We start from the raw sequence: 16,631 nt of genomic DNA, 5'->3' as shown, positions 1-16,631 counted from the left end.
ATGGCCCGCGACGCGCACGATTGGCTCATCAAGGTCGACCCGTCGATGGAGTGGCAGGTGCTGCGCGACCTCGACGGCGAGCCGAAAGAGCGGTACCTGATCGCTCGGGCGCGCATCCCCCACTCAGGCTGGGGTGAGGCGCTGCTGAAGGCGCAACGGCCTGACGGCTCGTGGGCCGCCGATGAGCCGACCGGCTGGGCCGATTCGCCCGACGGGTCAGCCACGTACGCGCTCGCCATCCTGCGCCTGTTCCAGATCGACCCCGCCGACTCGGCGGTGCGCGACGCCATCGACCGCGTGCGCGAGAAGGTCACCTACATCTACCAAGACCGCATCCCCTACTTCGGCGGCGAGACCGAGGTGTGTGTCAACGGCATGGTGCTCGCCAACGCCGGCTACTTCACCGTCGACGACGACGGGCCAGCGCGCATCGCCGACCGGCTACTCGGCCAGCAGCAACCCGACGGCGGCTGGAACTGCGACGCCCCCGGTAGTCGCCGCGGCTCGTTCCACTCGACCCTGTGCGTTCTCGAGGGCCTGCTCGAATGGAACCGTTGGCGCCCCGATCCGCGCCTGCGCGAAGCCCTCGACACCGGCATCAGCTACCTCATGGACCGCGGCGCCATGCACCGGCTGTCGACCGGCGAGATTGTCGACGAGGCGTTCTTACAACCCGCCTCACCACCCGGCTGGCACTACGACATCGTGCGCGCACTCGACTTCCTTCGTGACGCCGGCGTCGAAGCCGACGAACGCCTCGACGCCGCAATCGACCACCTCGAGTCGCTGCGTACGCCGGAGGGTCGCTGGGCTCAGGGCGCGCTGCATCCCGGGCTCGACGGCGAGCGAGAGCGCGAGCACTGGGCAACCCTCGCGCCCGGCGTCGGCGAGGCCGTCGGCGACGACAGTCCGGTGATCACCCTCCGGGCGTTGCGCATCCTGCGGTGGGCCGGCCGCGACGGCGACGACAGCTGACGTGACCTGCGCGGCGTGACTACCGCGCGGCCTCGGCCGGGGTGAGCGCGACGCGCGCCGTCGATGAGCCGGTGGTGAGCGTGAGCTCAGCCCGAGCATCCCGAGCCGTGATGGCGTAGTCGCCCGCGAAGCCGGCGACGCGCACCCGGCCCGCGTCGTCAGTGCGCACCGCAGTCGGCGCGACCCACCACTCGCCCTTGATGAGCTTGCGCAGCGCCTCGTAGCCGGGCTTGCGGCGGCCGTCGGCGCGCACGAGGCCGACGGGAGCGCCGAGCCAGGCTCCGCGGTCGGTGATGCCCCAGTAGGTGATCGACGCGACGTTCGGGTGGCCGACGAGCATGCGGTAGTGCTGCTCGAGCTCGCGAGCCTGCCGCGCCTCCCCCTCGGGGGTCGACGGCCACTCGTCGACCACGTAGTCGTTCAGGTCGACGATGTCGGCCGGCATCAGGTCGCCCGACAGGATCGTCGTCTCGGTGAAGTGCACGGGCAGGCCGAAGCGGCCGAAGCGGCCGGCGAGCTCGAGCAGCTGCGCCCCGCGGAACCCCTGGTGCATGTGGGTCTGCACGCCGATCGCGTCGAGCCGCACGCCCGCCTCGAGCACTTGCTCGATGAGGCGCTCGTAGTCGACGCTGAGGTCGAAGTCGTTGAGCAGCAGCCGCACACTCGGGTCGGATGCTCGGGCTTCGTCGACGGCGAGGCGCACCATCTCGACGCGGCCCAGCTCCCGCGCGAGCCGCGAGACGGCGTTCGGAACGCCGTCCGGCTCGTTGACGAAGTCGGGCATGATGACGACCTCGTTGATCGCGTCCCACTCGTCGATGAGACCGGCGAAGTCGTGCACCTCGCGGCGCACGCGCTCGCGCACGAGCCGCTCAACCTCCTCGGTCGGCACCTGATCGAGCCACGCCGCTTTGACTGTGTGCCAGACGAGCGGGTGGCCCTTCACACGAACGCCGCGCTCACCGAACCAGCGCGCCGCCTGCTGCAGGCGTGCCGTGTCGGGGCGGCCGCGCTCGGGCTCGAACATGCCCCAGTAGAACGGCAGCACCGCGAGGTTGAACAGCCCCAGCCAGTCGGCGGCGAGGTGCCGTTCGTCGGCCGTGCCGTTCGCGTGATCGATCAGGTCGAAACCGATGCACCCGAACGCGAACTCGTGCCGGGTCTGCTCGATCACGACCTCGGTGTTCGCGAGCGGTTCGCCGTCGGCACCGAGCACGGTGACCTCGGCCTCGCCGCGACGGTGCGCGACGGGGCTCGCGGGGTCGGACGGGGTCACGCTCCGATCACCTGGAAGCGGGCGTGCACGGCGCGGTCGGCGCCGAGTTCACGCACGCCGCCGGTCACCTTCAGGCGGTGCACGAGCGGAATGTCGCCGCTCGACCGCCCGAAGCCCAACTCGACGGCACCCGGCTCGACGATCCGGCGACCGTCGCGACCGGTGAACCCGAGGAGGTCCATCGGCACGGTGACGGCGACCCGCACGGTAGAACCGGCGGGCACCGTGACGCGCTGGTAGCCGATCAGCCGCTGCACGGGCCGCACGACGCTCGCGACGGGGTCGTGCACGTACAGCTGCACGACCTCGTGAGCGTCGCGGTCGCCGCCGTTGACGAGCCGCATCGACAGCACGGCCTCGCCGTCGGTCGTGACCTGGTGGTCGGGGCTCTCGAGGGCGGTCCACACCACGTCGGCGTAGCCGAGTCCGTGGCCGAACGGGTAGGCGGCGGTCGGGTCGACGTTCGACACGTCGGTCTTCCGCGCCAGCGGCGCCGCGAGGTACGTCGACGGCTGAACGCCCGGGTGGGCGGGGATGCTCACCGGCAAGCGCCCCGCCGGCTCGACGCGGCCGCTGATGACGCCCGTGATGGCGGCGGCCCCTTCTTCGCCGGGGAAGAACGCCTGGATGATCGCGGCAGCCCTTTCGGGAGCATCGCCGAGCGCGTACGGTCGCCCCGTCAGCAGCACGACCACGGTCGGCGTGCCGGTGGCGAGCACCGCGTCGAGCAGCTGCTGCTGCGCGCCCGGGAGGGACAGGTCCCCCGCGTCGCAGCCCTCGCCGCTCGTGCCGCGACCGAACAGGCCCGCACGGTCGCCGAGCACGAGGATCGCCACGTCGGCGCTCTTCGCCGTCTCGGCGGCGGTGCCGATGGCGGCGGTGGCCCCGTCATCGATGCCGGTGCCGGCCAGGTGCGTGACGCGGGCGTCCGCGAATTCGGTGCGCACAGCATCCAGCACGGTGTCGATGTGGATGCCCATCTCGACTCCCGGATGCTGGCTCACGACGTGCGTCGGGAACGAATAGCACCCGAGCATCGCGTACCGCTCGTCGGCGTTGGGCCCGATGACGGCGACGCGCTGCGGCGCGGCGAGCGGCAACAACCCGTCGTTCTTCACGAGGACGATGGACTGCTCGGCCAGGGTGCGCGCGAGCGCCCGGTTCTCGGGGCTGTCGAGGTCGATCGAGCCCCGCACGCTGTCGGCGTCGGTGAACGCGACGTCGCGCAGCGCCTCGGGCACGGGATCGTAGTCAGCCTCGAGCAGGCCGAGCTCGAGCTTCTGGGCGAGCACGCGCCGCAGCGCAGTGTCAACGAGGGCCTCGTCGACGACACCCTCATCGATGGCGCGACGCAGCGGCTCGCCGAAGGTCTTCACCGTGGGCAGCTCGACGTCGATGCCCGCCGCGAGCGCGGCGCCGGCGGCCTCGGCCCAGGAGTCGGCGGTGCCGTGCAGCAGCTTGAGGAACGCGATCGCGAAGTAGTCGGCCACGACGGTGCCCGTGAAGCCCCACTCGTCGCGCAGCAGCTCGGTGAGGAGGCGACGGTCAGACGCCGAGGGCACGCCGTCGAGGTCGGTGTACGAGTTCATGACGCTGCGCGCCCCGCCCTCGCGAACGGCCATCTCGAACGGCGGCAGCAGCACATCGGCGAGCTCGCGAGGGCCGACCGAGACGGGGGCGAGGTTGCGGCCTGCGCGCGACGCCGAGTACCCGACGAAGTGCTTGAGCGTGGCGACGATGCCGGCTGTCTCGAGGCCCCGCACGTACGCACTGCCGACCGTGGCAACGAGATACGGGTCTTCGCCGATCGTCTCTTCGACGCGGCCCCAGCGGGCGTCGCGCACGACGTCGAGCACGGGCGCGAGGCCCTGGTGCACGCCGACCGAGCGCATGTCGGCGCCGATACGCGTCGCCATCTGCTCGACCAACTCGGGGTTGAACGTGGCGCCCCACGACAGCGGAACCGGGTAGGCGGTTGCGCCCCACGCGGCGAAGCCCGCGAGGCACTCCTCGTGAGCGAGCGCGGGAATGCCGAAGCGGTTTTCCGAAACGATGCGGCGCTGGGTCGTGAGGAGGCTCAACGCGCCGACCCCCGCATCCACCGGTGCCGTGCCGAATGGGCGCGTCAACTGACCGAGCCCGTCGGGCAATACCTCGTCGAGATCGATCTCGTCGTCAAGGTCGTGCTGGTGCGGGGCGACGTCGCCGCCGTCCGCGCCGGCACCGACCCAGACGCCGTAGAGCTGGGCGATCTTCTCACGCAGCGTCATCGCGGCGATGAGCGCCTCGACGCGAGCCTGGGGCTCGAGAGCGCGGTCGTGCCAGGGTGCTCCGCCGTCGACGGTGACGGCGGACGGGGTGTGAATGGTCATCCCTTCACGGCTCCTGTCAGCCCACCGACGATGCGGCGCTGGGCGAGGGTGAAGAACAGCAGGGCGGGCAGCATCGCGATCGACGTGAAGGCGAGCACCCCCGCGGTGTCCTGCGAGTAGGCGGTCGAGAAGTACTGCACGCCCACCGGTAGCGTCGCCGTCGCCGGGTTGCCCAAGAGCAGCAGGGGCAGCAGGTAGGCGTTCCAGCTGGCGACGAAGGCGAGCACGCCCACCGTGATGAGGCCCGGCCACGACAGCGGAAGCAGCACGCGCCAGAAGAACGTGAAGCGACCGGCCCCGTCGATCAGCGCCGCGTCTTCCAACTCGGCGGGGATCGCGCGAAGGAAGGGGACGAGGATGATGATCGTCACCGGGAGGGCGAACGCGATCTGCGGGGCGATCACCGCGAGCAGGTTGCCGAGCAGCCCGAACGAGCGCAGCATCGTGAACAGCGGAAGCACCGCGACCGTCAGCGGGAACAGCAGGCCCGCGACGAACAACGAGAACAGGAACGTGCGCCCGTAGAACTCGTAGCGCGCGATTACGAACGCGGCCATCACGCCGAGGATCACGACACCCCCGGTCGTCGCCACGGCGACGACCGTCGAGTTCGCGAACTGCGTCCAGAAATTAGGGTCCTGAAACACCCCCAGGTACTTGTCGAACACCCACGGGTCGGGAAGCCCGGCAGGGTCTCGGTTGATCTGCGCCGTCGTACGGAACCCGCCCAGGATGACGTAGATCACCGGCGCGACCGTGATGCCGCAGATGACGAGAGCGACGATGTACGCGAACGGCGTGGCGAGGTCGCGCTTCTTTCGCCGCGAGGGCGGCGGGTCGTCGAGCGAGACGCGGGGGGAGCCCGGTGTGGGCGCGTTGGGCGCCGCCCCGGGAGTGAGTGTGGCGGTCATGGGGTTAGCCCCTCGTGATCGCGCCGCGCATGTCGCGACGCAGGACGTAGCGCTGGTAGAGCAGCGCGATGACTAGAGAGACGACGAACAGGATGACGGCGACGGCGCTGCCGTAGCCGATCTGCGAGCGGCCGTTACCGTACTCGACCATGTAGGTCGCCATCGTTTCGGTGGCGTTCAGCGGACCGCCACCGGTGAGGATCCACACCATGTCGAACAGCTGGAGGGAGCCGATCATCGACAGGAACGCCCAGATGCGGATGGTCGGACCGAGCAGCGGCAGCGTGATGTGACGCTGGGTCTGCCACCAGCTGGCGCCGTCGATCGCGGCCGCCTCGCTGAGCTCTTCCGGCACACCCTGGAGGCCGGCGAGCATGAGGATGATCGCGAAGCCCAGATACTTCCAGGTGATCACCGCGAACAGGGTCCAGAACGCGACATCGGGGTCGGCGAGCCAGAGCGGCTTCTCGCCCGTCCAGCCAACCGAGGTGAGCAGGGAGTCGAGCGGCCCGCCCGGCGGAAGCATGAGACGGAAGGCGAGACCGGCGACGACCTCGCTCAGGACGTAGGGCACGAAGACGAGGGTGCGGATGAGCGCTCGACCGCGCAGGGGGCGGTTGAGCAGAAGCGCGATTCCGATCGCGAGCGGGCCCTGGATGAGCAGCGACAGCACGACGATGAGGAAGTTGTTCGTCATCGCGCCGATGAAGATGGGGTCGCTCAGCGCACGAACGTAGTTGTCGAACCCGATGAATCGGTCGAGGGCGCCGAGACCGTTCCAGTTGAAGAAGCTGTAGACGGCGGCCAGCGCGACCGGCACCAGCACGAACGTCACGTAGACGATGAGTGCCGGAGCGACGAATACCCAGATGAGCAGCAGGCCGCGCGACTTCTGTCGCGAGCGGGGTGCGCGGGGCGGGGCAGGTGAGGGGGGCACCGGGCCCGCGGCGGTGGCCGCGGACCCGGTGCTCGTGGTGGTGAGGCTCATGAGGGTTACAGCGTCGCCGCGGCGTTCCTCATGTTGTCGACGATCGCCGTGGGCGAGCCCTGGCCACCGAACAGGTTGACGATGGCCTCGTTCATGGCGCCGCCGACCGTCGGGCCGTAGGCCGTGTCGAGCCACAGCTGCACGTAGGTCGAGGCCTGGAGGCCCTCGAGCACCTGCAGCAGGTTGACGTCGGAGATGCCGGCCTCGGAGCCCGGCGTCACCGGGATACCGGCGCCGATCTCACCAAAGCGGGTCTGCACCTCGACGCTGGTGATGTAGTTCAGCAGGTCGGTGCACTCCGGCGGCGACCATGCGGTGCACGAGAAGCCGTCGCCGCCACCGAGGGCTGCGGTCGGGTCACCCTGCGCACCGGGGATGGCCGGGAAGTTGAACCAGCCGAGGAACTCCGGCGGGGTGGCGTTCTCGTCGCCGGTCTCCTCCTGGAGGATGCCGCCCATGACGCCCGGGTTCCAGTGACCCATGAGCTCCATGGCGGCGGCGCCGGTGGCAAGCTGGCCGGCCGAGCTACCCGCACCCTGCTGGGCGCTGGTGGCGAGGAAGCCGGGGTTGAACGGCTCGGAGGCGATGAACTCCTCGAGCAGAGCGCCGGCCTCTTCGAAGCACGGGTCGTCGAAGGTGTAGGAAACCTGGGCCTCCTGCAGGATCTCCGGCGAGCACGACTTCAGTACGAAGTGGTACCAGTAGTGCGCGGCGGGCCAGCCGTCACCCGCGCCGACGGCGATCGGCACGATACCGGCAGCCTTGAGCGCCTCGATGGCGTCGTAGAGCTCGTCGAGGGTTTCGGGCGTGCCCTCAATGCCGGCCTCGGCGAAGAGCTCGGTGTTGTACCAGAAGCCCGAGATGCCGAAGTTGTAGGGCAGGCCGTAGGTCGCGCCGTCGAACTGCCAGGGGGCGACGACGCCGCCCATCTGGTCGACCCGCTCGCTCACCTCAGCGCTGATGTCTTTGACGAAGCCGGCCTCGACCTGGGCGGCCAGCTCGCCGGCGCCCCACTGCTGGTAGAGGTCGAGCCCGCCGCCGGTGCGCAGCTGGTTCGGAATGAGGGTGCGCTGCAGCTCCTCATTCTGGTAGGCGGTCACGTCGACGCGAACGCCGGGGTTGGCCTCTTCGAACTCGGCGGCAACGTCTTCCCAGAAGCCCAGGAGGGGCTCACCCGTTCCGTTGTGCCACCAGGTCAGAACGACCTCGTCGCCGCTGCCCGAACCGCCGTTGCCACCGGTGCCGGGATCGGCACTCGGGGAGCACGCGGCGAGGGCGCCGATGGTGAGGCCGGAGAGGGCGATTGCCGCCCAGCGCCTCGGTGCTCGTCTGTTCATCTTTGAACCTCTCGAAAGTTTCGGCTTCAGTGCCGAAAGTGATGGGGACGATTCGACTATAGGTCGACCGTCGTTTGTGGTCAAGCACAACATATTTCAATGCGGTAACGGCGTCGTCGCGGCATTCCGGCGCGAAAGGTTGCGAGCATCCTCGCGAAAGAGACGCGATCGGGATGCGCGGGGCGCGTCAGACGGCGAGGCTCGCTTCCAGCCGGTGCACGTCGTCGGCGTGACACAGCTCGGTCGCCTCCGTCATCGCGGTCGCGGCACCGCAGGCGACGCCCGCTCGGAAGGCATCGGCGAGCGACCGCCCTTCGGCCAGGCGCAGCACCATGCCGGCGAGGAACGAATCGCCCGCCCCCACCGTCGAGCGCACCTCGATCGGGGGCGGGCTGAGCTGCAGCGTTTCGTCGCGCGTCGCGAGCACCGCGCCGGCGCCGCCCAGGGTCAGCGCAACAACCTCGACGCGACCGCGGCGCACGAGCTCCTCGGCCGCGGCGATGCGCTCGTCGATGGTCGCGAGGGCCGAGCCAACGAGTTCACCGAGCTCGCGTCCGCTCGGCTTGATCAGATACACGCCCTCATCGAGCGCCGCGGCGAGCGCCTCCCCCGACGCGTCGACAACCACGCGTGCGCCGGAGCCGTGGGCCGCATGCGTCACCCGCGCGTAGTAGTCGTCGGGAACGCCGGGAGGCAGTGACCCGCTCGGCACGACATACCCGCCGTGCCGAGCCGCCGAAACGGTGGCATCGAGCGCGGCCTGCCACTCGGCCTCGCTCAGTTCGGGGCCCTGCAGCACGAAGCGGAACTGCTTACCCGTCGACGTCTCGTCGATCGTGATGTTCTCGCGGGTCGACCCCGTGATCGACACCGCCCGGCCGACGATGCCCTCGGCCTCGAGCAGTTGCCGGTACGCCTGCCCGGTCGGGCCGCCCACCGCGTAAATGGCGGTGGACTGTCCCCCCAGTCGACTGATCACACGACTCACATTCACTCCCCCTCCACCGGGGTCGAGTCGGTTGGGGCCGCAGCGCATCTTGTGTTCGGGCATGACCGTTGGCGTCGAGGTGCTCACGTCGAACGCGGGGTTGATCGTCAGTGTCGTAATAGGCAGCGGATGCGGGGGCATACTCCCCAAGGCTAGTGACGGAGCGTGACGGGCGGCAGGTCTGCCCGGAGGGGTCACCCCCGACAAATAGGCTGAGCGCATGCGCGAATTGGCACGGCACATGATCGCCACATCGGTGCGAATTCGGTTGTGGATCCCATGAGCGGCCTGCGTGCCGTCAGCGAGGCAGACGTCGCCGACCTACTCGAGTCAGTCGGCGATGCCTCGCGAGTGCGCATCGGAGCCTTGGATCGAGTCGCCTACGCGAGCGATGCATCCCACTTTCTGAACACGCCCGACGTTGTCGTGATCGCTGATAGCGCGGAAGAGATCGCCAAGATTATGCGCGCTGCCGCGTCGCGCGGGCGACACGTGACCTTCCGGTCGGGCGGCACGAGCCTGTCTGGCCAGTCATCCGGTGACGGGGTCATGGTCGATGTTCGGCAACGCTTCCGCTCCATCGAGGTGCTCGACGAAGGACGTCGGGTCCGCGTCCAGCCCGGGGCGACCGTCCGTCAGGTGAACGCGCGGCTCGCGCGTCAGGGTTACCGACTCGGCCCCGATCCCGCCAGCGAAGTCGCGTGCACGATCGGCGGGGTCATCGCGAACAACTCCAGCGGAATGGCCTGCGGCACAGAGGAAAACACATACCGCACGCTCGAATCCATGGTGATCGTGTTGCCGTCGGGTACCGTCATCGATTCGGCCGACCCCCATGCCGAGGCTCGACTAAACGAACTCGAGCCGGAACTCGTGAACGGGCTCGTCGCCCTGCGTGATCGCGTGCGACGAAACCCCAACTCGGTGCGACTCATCGAGCAGCACTTCGCTCTCAAGAACACCATGGGCTACGGCGTCAACTCCTTCCTCGACTACGAGTCGCCGCTGGACATGCTCGTCCACCTCATGATCGGGTCGGAAGGAACCCTGGGATTCGTTGCCGAGGCAACATTCCGCACCGTTACCCTGCGCACCCACGTCGCAACCGGCATCGCCGTGTTCCGTGACCTCTACTCGGCAACATCGGCTCTTCCCGCACTCGTCGCCGCAGGCGCCTCGACACTCGAACTCATGGATGCGACGGCGATCCGGGTCGGCCAGAGCCTCGCCGACCCGCCGGACGAGATCGTCGGTCTTGAAGTAGGAGATTCGGCGGCGCTCCTCATCGAGTATCACAGCACCGATGCGGCGGAGTTGGCCGATCGCGTCGCCGGCGGCGCCGCCGCTCTGCCCGACGACCTCCTCGTCACACCGTTCACGCTGAGCTCCGATCCTGGTCGACGCGCCCGCGCGTGGGCCTTTCGGAAGGGCCTCTACGCCTCGGTCGCCGGAGCGCGACCGTCCGGCACGACAGCCCTCCTCGAGGACATCGCCGTCCCCGTTGAAACGCTTGCCGACACCTGCCGAAGCTTGCAGGAGTTGTTCGCGCGATACGACTACAAAGACAGCGTCATCTTCGGTCACGCCAAGGACGGCAACATTCACTTCATGCTCACGGACAGGTTCGAGGGCGAGACGGCGGTCGCGCGGTATCTCGACTTCACAGAGGAGCTGGTGAACCTCGTCCTCGGGCACGGCGGCAACCTCAAGGCAGAGCACGGAACAGGCCGCGCTATGGCGCCCTTCGTTCAGCGGCAGTACGGCGACGAGCTGTACGACGTCATGCGCGAGATCAAGAGGCTGTGCGACCCCGCCGGCATCCTGAACCCGGGCGTCATCATCGATGACGACCCCGACGCGCACATCGCCAACATCAAGCTCGCCCCAACCGTCGAGAACGAGGTCGACCGCTGTGTCGAGTGCGGCTACTGCGAGCCGGTGTGCCCCAGCCGCGATCTGTCGCTCACTCCACGCCAACGCATAGTCGTTCGTCGCGCAGAGGTCGCCGCTCGGGAGGCGGGCGACACCGCTCTCGCCTCCGAGCTGGCGGTCGGCTACCAGTACGCGGGTGTGCAGACATGCGCAGTCGACGGCATGTGCGCAACGGCATGCCCCGTCGACATCGACACTGGCGCCCTCATGAAGCGCTTTCGGCGCGAGAACGCGTCGCCCGTCCTCGCCGCCGGCTGGTCGGCTGCCGCGCGCCACTGGAACGTCGCCACGAGAGTGGGGGCTACGGTCCTCAGCGTCACCAAGGCACTTCCTGCGGCGCCGACCGTCGGGGCGACCGCTCTTGCGCGGGCCGTCTTGGGGCACGACACCGTTCCCCGGTACTCCGCAGAGCTCCCTGCCGGCGGCACGGCGCGGCGCGGCCTCCGAGATCGCGCCGCAACGAGTGGCGAGCCAATTGCCATCTACCTTCCGGCGTGCGTCTCCAGCATGTTCGGTCCAGGCGGTGGGGGCGAGGGCGTGTCGAGCGCATTCCTCACGCTCCTCGAGCGCGCCGAGGTGAACGTCGTCGTGCCCGACGACATCGAGGGGCTCTGCTGCGGCACTCCGTGGGTTTCGAAAGGCTTCGCCGCGGGCGCCAAGGACATGCACGAACGATTGTTGCGAAGCATCCACACACTCTCCGTGGACGGAACCTTGCCGGTGGTGACGGACGCGAGCAGCTGCACCGAGGGGTTCCGCCATGCGCTCGAGGGCAGCGGTATGCGCACAATCGACGCCGTGACTTTCGTGCGCGAACGGGTGTTGCCGCGTCTCACGGTGTCGAGCCAGCTCACGCGATTGGCCCTACACCCGACCTGCTCAACCGCCAAGCTCGGCATCGATGGTGACGCCTACGCCATCGCCGCCGCGGTCGCCACCGAGGTGGTCGTTCCCGACTCGTGGGGGTGCTGCGGTTTCTCAGGCGATCGCGGAATGCTGCACCCTGAGCTCACCGCCGCGGCGACGGCGAAACAAGCCGCTGAAGTGATCGAGGCCGATGCCGAGGCACACGCGTCAACCAACCGCACGTGCGAACTCGGCATGACCCGTGCCACTGGTCGGCGGTACGAACACCTCTTGGAGGTGCTCGAGCGAGCGACCCGCTAAGACGTCGGCACGTGCCGACGGCCCTAACGGCTCAGGAAACCCTTGGGCGCCTGCATCTGCCGACGCTCGTGCGCCTCGATCGCTGCCGCGAAAAGCCGATGGGTGAAGGCCGCCTCCTCCGGTCGAACCGTGCCGAAACCATCGCCGAGCTGGCCCGCTCGCTCCGCCAGGAACGCCGCCCACATCTGCAGGATCGCATCGGAGAATCCCGTCTCGAAGTTCGCGCCCGTCACCGTCGGCCAGACGGACTGGCTCCCCGCATCGACACTCTGCCAGCTCTGCTCGCGGCCGTGGCCAGCCACCTCGACGACCGAGAACACATCGACGGCTTTCGGGTTCTTCGTGCTGAAACGCACTCCACCGTTCATCCCAATCGCCTCGAATTCCCAGGTGTTCTTCTCTCCGGGAGCGATGCGCTTCGTCTCGGTCGTGAGCGGGAAGGGGTCGCCGTCGGTGTCGATCCAACTATGAATGACCGCGTTCTCCCACGTGTCGCATGGCTGCATCGGGCCGTCCGCCCCGGGGCGCGCCGTCACGATGTCCTGCAGGATGCCCATAAGCGTGTCCGGAACCCACCCCAGTCGGAGGGGCACGTGCCACGTGTGCATGCCCAAATCGTTGAGCACACCAGCGTCACCGCAGTACTGCTTCTGACGCTTCCAGTTGAGTGGCTTGTTGACGTCCAGATCGCTGGAGTGCAGGAAGGTGCATTTCGCCTCGATGATGCGCCCCAGGGCTCCGCTGCGCACGTAGTCGATCGCCATCTGGGCGCCGGGGAAGAACGGCATCTCACTCGACACCCGCACGAACGCTCCGGGCGTCTCGTCGATCGCCCGAAGAACCGCGTCGGCAGCATCGGCGTCGATCCCGAACGGCTTCTCGGCGAGAAGTGCCTTGCCCGCTCGCACCGCGTCAACATACATCTGCTCGTGAAGGTCGTGCCGTACGGCGATGTAGACGACATCAACGTCGGGGTCGGCCAACAACTTGCGATAATCGGTGGTCATCAGCCGCACGCTGTCGATGCGCCGGAACCACTCGAGAGCATCCGGATTGATGTCACACACGGCGACAAGCTGGGGCTCAGCGGGGTGATCGATGAGCGCGGGCCATCGCCGAAGGGCCGCCGCGATCTCTCGACCCATGAGTCCGCCGCCGATGATTCCGACGTTAACGCGCTGTCCGCTCATCGCGCACCCTCGATGAGCGCCAGGGCGTCGTCGACCGATGCGTTCTCGTGCACGACGGCCATGAGAGCCGCGGTGATTCCCGCCGGGTTGCTGTGTTGAATCACATTCCGGCCATAGACAATGCCTCTCGCACCCTGGTCGAGAACAGCCTTCGTGCGCTCCAGCAGCGTGCGATCGTCAACGCGCCCGCCCCCCCGCACCAACACAGGCGTGTCGGCGGCCGCCTGAACCACGAGGTGGTAGTCGGCGAGGTTATCGGTGGGGTCGGCCTTGATGAGGTCGGCCCCAAGCTCTCGTGCCTGGCGCACGAGCGTGACGATCTTCTTGGTGTCGCCATCGACGGCGTACCCGCCACCGCCGGCCGAGTTGGTCTGCATCACGAGCGGCTCGATCATCATCGGTATGCCCCAGCGTTCCGCTTCCGACCGCAGAGCGAGAATCGACCGGATGCACTGCTCACGCACCTCGGGGTGACCCGGTAGATCGAGCAGGTTCACGCAGACAGCAACCGCATCCAGCTTCACCGCGACCTCGATCGCATCGGGGACGTGCACGGTGTGCAGCGGCGACTCCAGCGGATTGCCGTACACATTGGCGATGTCGGTGCGCAAAACGAGCCCGGGCTTCTGTTTTCCCGGAATGGACTGCAGCAGGGGCGCCTGCCCGAGCGTTAGCTGAATGGCGTCGGGGCCAGCCTCCACCAGGGTGGCAACGGTAGCGGGCATGTCTTCGATCCCCGCAATGAAGGCGTGCTCGTGAAAAGCACCATGATCAACGGCGACATCCAGAGCACGCCCAGAGTGCGGGTTGAACAGCCGATTGAGGCGAGGTTTCATGGGGGAGTCCGTTCTCCGAAAGAGCCCACGCAGGGGCTACGTGCCGCTACGCGCATCACTGTAAAGGCGTAAAGACAACGTTGTCAAGCATGTCCGCAAGGCGAGCTCCGCGCACCCCGACATCACCCGACCAGGCCGCTGATAACGTGACACGCACTGCACCAAGGGAGGCGCACCAGATGCCAAGAACCGTATTCGGGGCTCCATTCGATGTGGCCACTCGTCTCATGGGCTCGCTCGATCAGGCCGTGTCGATAACGTCGAGTACGGTGTCGGACGGGCCGTCCGCCGCGACTCGGCGTATTCATGTCATCAACGGCGACCTCGACTTTGCGGTGCTTCCCGATCGTGCACTCGACCTGGGTCAGCTGCGGGTTGCGGGCGTGCCAGTTGCATGGATCTCCCCCACCGGCTTCCCCCGAGTCCCCGAGGCGGGCGTCGACGGTCAGTCATGGTTGCGCACGTTCGGGGGCGGCCTCCTCACCACCTGTGGACTGCTGAATGTGGGGCCGGCTTCGCAGGATGGCGACCAGTCACACCCCATGCACGGCCGCATCTCCTCCCGTCCGGCCACGGTGACCCGAACTGCGGTCGTGGACGATGAGATAGTCATCGAGGGCATCGTTCGAGAGGCACGTGTCTTCGGCGAGAACCTCGAGCTGCATCGTCGCATCACATCCCCCGTGGGTGAACGCACGGTGCGCGTCGCGGACCGCCTGGTCAACCGCGGCTCGCGGCCCGTGTCACCGATGGTCCTCTACCACCTCAACTTCGGCTGGCCCCTCATCGACGAGGGTACGGAACTGCGATCGCCCGCAACAGAGGTGCGACCTCGCGATGAGCACGCCGCCGCCGGCGTGACGACCTGGTCCTCGTTCCCTGCCCTTCGCGACCGCTATCCTGAGCAGGTTTTTCAGCACATGCTCCCCCGCGCCGAGACCGTTGATGTCGAGGTGGTCAACCCCCGCGGGCTCACCATCGGAATCCGTTTCGACTCCGCGCAGCTACCCGGTCTTTTCCAGTGGCGCGTTGCCGAGGCGGGGCACTACGTCCTCGGCGTCGAGCCCAGCTTAGTTCCGACCATCTTGGGCCGCACCGCTGCCCACGAGCAGAACTTGCTGGTTCCGTTAGAGCCGGGACATCACCTTGACCTCGGGGTCGAAATCACGGCGTCGACCACTGTCGCCTCGCGACACTAAGGTCTGGGCAACGTCAGTGGACAGCATCGCGGTTAAGTGAGAGCACGGCACCCCTCGGCCCGTACTCTCGCAGCTCAGCACGCGCCTTCCGATACGCACGGGTGAAGCGTTCATCGTCGATCTCACTCAGCGGCACAATCGTGAGGAACGCCCCCGGATGCTCTTCGCCGGCAAGGGCGGCCGCCTCGAGTTCATCCAGGCGGGCGTCCGACGTAATCGCTCGATCGGTGGGACGAGTCGCTCCGCGGAGCAGAACCGCCTGCCAGGCCGCCAGGACGAGCGCGCATCGCTCAATGTTTCGACCCGCCGCGATCTGGTCGGCGATAACAGGGAGGAGGAACTTCGGAATCCGTTCCGATCCATCGACGACTTGCCGCGCAAGAGTGTCCTTGATGGCGGCGTTCGAGAACCGCGCGATCAGTTCATCTTGGTAGCCGGCAAGGTCGATACCCGGCACGTCATCCAGGGTGGGCGCGGCCTCTTCGCGCATGTACCCCCTCAAGAAGGTCGCGAAGTCAGCATCGCGCACGACCTCATGCACGTAGGTATAGCCCTCAAGGATTCCGAGATACGCCATCGCCTGGTGAGAGGCGTTGAGCAATCGCAGTTTCATTTTCTCGTAAGGCGCGACGTCTGCGACGAACTGAGCGCCGACGGTCTCAAAGGCGGGCCGCCCTGCGGAGAAGTTGTCTTCGATGACCCACTGCTCAAAACGCTCGGAGCTCACCGGCCACTCATCACGCAGCCCCGTGATCTGCTCGACCGTGTCGATATCCTCGGCGGTCGTCGCCGGCGTGATGCGATCGACCATCGAGTTGGGGAAGGCGACCTCGGTCGCGATTCGCTCTGCCCAATCGGAGCCGGCACCACGCGCGTAGGACACGAGGGCGTTGCGCGCGATAGAGCCGTTGCCCTGAATGTTGTCGCACGACAGCACGGTGAAGGGTGGGATGCCGCGCTCGGCGCGACGCGTGAGGCCGGCAAGTAGATAGCCCCACACCGTCGTCGGTGCGCTCTCGTTCGCGGCGGTCGTCCCCAGCGTATAGCCAGCCTCTGTGACCGTCAGGGTGACGATTCGGGTGGTGGGTGCGGCCAGTCGCTCGATGACGGCTTCCGGGTCATCCGGGGCGTAGAGATACTCGGCAATCGAGCCGATGATGCGCGCATCCGGCTCCCCGTCCGCAGCCCGAGTAATCAGGGTGTACAGACGATCTTGCTCGGCCAGGATGTCTCGCATCTTCTCGTCGGCGGGCATCAGACCGATTCCGCTCACCGCCCACTCGTCAGCGTCACCCCGAGCGAGAAGGCGATCCACGTACATGGCCAGATGTGCGCGACTGAACGCGCCGAGACCGAAGTGCACAATTCCGGGCATCATCAGGTCGCGATCGTACGTCGGAATGACAACGTTGTCTTTAGCTGCTTTCACCGACGTAGTATTGAGATCAGTCACAGGGTCG

The 16,631-nt window shown here is 67.7% G+C and carries 12 protein-coding genes; 3 read left to right on the top strand and 9 right to left on the bottom strand.

Annotation, left to right across the window (positions count from 1 at the left end):
• Positions 1–975, top strand: a complete 975-nt coding sequence (locus CPY97_RS01880; protein ID WP_096420344.1) for a hypothetical protein — start codon at positions 1–3, stop codon at positions 973–975.
• A gap of 19 nt (positions 976–994) precedes the next feature.
• Here CPY97_RS01880 and CPY97_RS01875 read toward each other — a convergent pair whose 3' ends face one another.
• The 6 genes from CPY97_RS01875 to CPY97_RS01850 all read right to left on the bottom strand — a co-directional run bounded on the left by CPY97_RS01875 (position 995) and on the right by CPY97_RS01850 (position 8,988).
• Positions 995–2,251, bottom strand: a complete 1,257-nt coding sequence (locus CPY97_RS01875; RefSeq protein WP_096420342.1) for an endo-1,4-beta-xylanase — start codon at positions 2,249–2,251, stop codon at positions 995–997.
• On the bottom strand, positions 2,248–4,623 hold the full coding sequence (locus CPY97_RS01870; RefSeq protein ID WP_096420340.1) for a beta-glucosidase family protein: 2,376 nt from the start codon (positions 4,621–4,623) through the stop codon (positions 2,248–2,250). Before CPY97_RS01870 ends, CPY97_RS01875 begins: the two co-directional genes overlap by 4 nt.
• Positions 4,620–5,534 carry a carbohydrate ABC transporter permease gene (locus CPY97_RS01865; RefSeq protein ID WP_096420338.1) on the bottom strand — a complete coding sequence of 305 codons (915 nt, stop codon included), beginning with the start codon at positions 5,532–5,534 and terminating at the stop codon, positions 4,620–4,622. Before CPY97_RS01865 ends, CPY97_RS01870 begins: the two co-directional genes overlap by 4 nt.
• 4 nt (positions 5,535–5,538) lie before the next feature.
• Positions 5,539–6,522 carry a carbohydrate ABC transporter permease gene (locus CPY97_RS01860; RefSeq protein ID WP_096420336.1) on the bottom strand — a complete coding sequence of 328 codons (984 nt, stop codon included), beginning with the start codon at positions 6,520–6,522 and terminating at the stop codon, positions 5,539–5,541.
• A gap of 5 nt (positions 6,523–6,527) precedes the next feature.
• A complete protein-coding gene (locus CPY97_RS01855; RefSeq protein ID WP_096420334.1) occupies positions 6,528–7,859 on the bottom strand; it encodes an ABC transporter substrate-binding protein in 1,332 nt (443 codons plus the stop codon).
• A 187-nt stretch (positions 7,860–8,046) separates the two neighbouring features.
• Positions 8,047–8,988, bottom strand: a complete 942-nt coding sequence (locus CPY97_RS01850; RefSeq protein WP_096420332.1) for a 1-phosphofructokinase family hexose kinase — start codon at positions 8,986–8,988, stop codon at positions 8,047–8,049.
• Between the two features lie 138 nt (positions 8,989–9,126).
• Here CPY97_RS01850 and CPY97_RS01845 point away from each other — a divergent pair, with 138 nt between their 5' ends.
• Positions 9,127–11,946, top strand: a complete 2,820-nt coding sequence (locus CPY97_RS01845) for an FAD-binding and (Fe-S)-binding domain-containing protein (protein ID WP_096420330.1) — start codon at positions 9,127–9,129, stop codon at positions 11,944–11,946.
• Positions 11,947–11,969: 23 nt separating this feature from the next.
• On the opposite strand, the gene CPY97_RS01840 is transcribed toward CPY97_RS01845, so the two are convergent.
• On the bottom strand, positions 11,970–13,136 hold the full coding sequence (locus CPY97_RS01840) for a Gfo/Idh/MocA family protein (RefSeq protein ID WP_096420328.1): 1,167 nt from the start codon (positions 13,134–13,136) through the stop codon (positions 11,970–11,972).
• On the bottom strand, positions 13,133–13,972 hold the full coding sequence (locus CPY97_RS01835; RefSeq protein ID WP_096420326.1) for a class I fructose-bisphosphate aldolase: 840 nt from the start codon (positions 13,970–13,972) through the stop codon (positions 13,133–13,135). Before CPY97_RS01835 ends, CPY97_RS01840 begins: the two co-directional genes overlap by 4 nt.
• A 227-nt stretch (positions 13,973–14,199) precedes the next feature.
• Between CPY97_RS01835 and CPY97_RS01830 the strand changes: the two genes are divergently transcribed.
• Positions 14,200–15,171, top strand: coding sequence for an aldose 1-epimerase family protein (locus CPY97_RS01830; protein WP_161494038.1), 972 nt, complete (start codon positions 14,200–14,202; stop codon positions 15,169–15,171).
• Between the two features lie 13 nt (positions 15,172–15,184).
• Here CPY97_RS01830 and CPY97_RS01825 read toward each other — a convergent pair whose 3' ends face one another.
• Positions 15,185–16,624: a mannitol dehydrogenase family protein gene (locus CPY97_RS01825; protein ID WP_197702243.1), complete on the bottom strand. Its 1,440-nt coding sequence runs from the start codon at positions 16,622–16,624 to the stop codon at positions 15,185–15,187.
• Positions 16,625–16,631 lie beyond the last annotated feature (7 nt).

The organism is Microcella alkaliphila (assembly GCF_002355395.1).
Classification (GTDB): domain Bacteria; phylum Actinomycetota; class Actinomycetes; order Actinomycetales; family Microbacteriaceae; genus Microcella; species Microcella alkaliphila_A.
Note: the sequence above shows the minus strand (reverse complement) of the source record. Positions and strands in the feature narration are given on the sequence as shown.

What these genes read in the sequence shown, in the direction of transcription:
- CPY97_RS01850 (WP_096420332.1), bottom strand. Translation starts at nt 8,988, where the DNA reads ATGCCCCCGCATCCGCTGCCTATTACGACACTGACGATCAACCCCGCG.
- CPY97_RS01860 (WP_096420336.1), bottom strand. Translation starts at nt 6,522, where the DNA reads ATGAGCCTCACCACCACGAGCACCGGGTCCGCGGCCACCGCCGCGGGC.
- CPY97_RS01880 (WP_096420344.1), top strand. Translation starts at nt 1, where the DNA reads ATGGCCCGCGACGCGCACGATTGGCTCATCAAGGTCGACCCGTCGATG.
- CPY97_RS01830 (WP_161494038.1), top strand. Translation starts at nt 14,200, where the DNA reads ATGGGCTCGCTCGATCAGGCCGTGTCGATAACGTCGAGTACGGTGTCG.
- CPY97_RS01855 (WP_096420334.1), bottom strand. Translation starts at nt 7,859, where the DNA reads ATGAACAGACGAGCACCGAGGCGCTGGGCGGCAATCGCCCTCTCCGGC.
- CPY97_RS01840 (WP_096420328.1), bottom strand. Translation starts at nt 13,136, where the DNA reads ATGAGCGGACAGCGCGTTAACGTCGGAATCATCGGCGGCGGACTCATG.
- CPY97_RS01835 (WP_096420326.1), bottom strand. Translation starts at nt 13,972, where the DNA reads ATGAAACCTCGCCTCAATCGGCTGTTCAACCCGCACTCTGGGCGTGCT.
- CPY97_RS01845 (WP_096420330.1), top strand. Translation starts at nt 9,127, where the DNA reads ATGAGCGGCCTGCGTGCCGTCAGCGAGGCAGACGTCGCCGACCTACTC.
- CPY97_RS01865 (WP_096420338.1), bottom strand. Translation starts at nt 5,534, where the DNA reads ATGACCGCCACACTCACTCCCGGGGCGGCGCCCAACGCGCCCACACCG.
- CPY97_RS01870 (WP_096420340.1), bottom strand. Translation starts at nt 4,623, where the DNA reads ATGACCATTCACACCCCGTCCGCCGTCACCGTCGACGGCGGAGCACCC.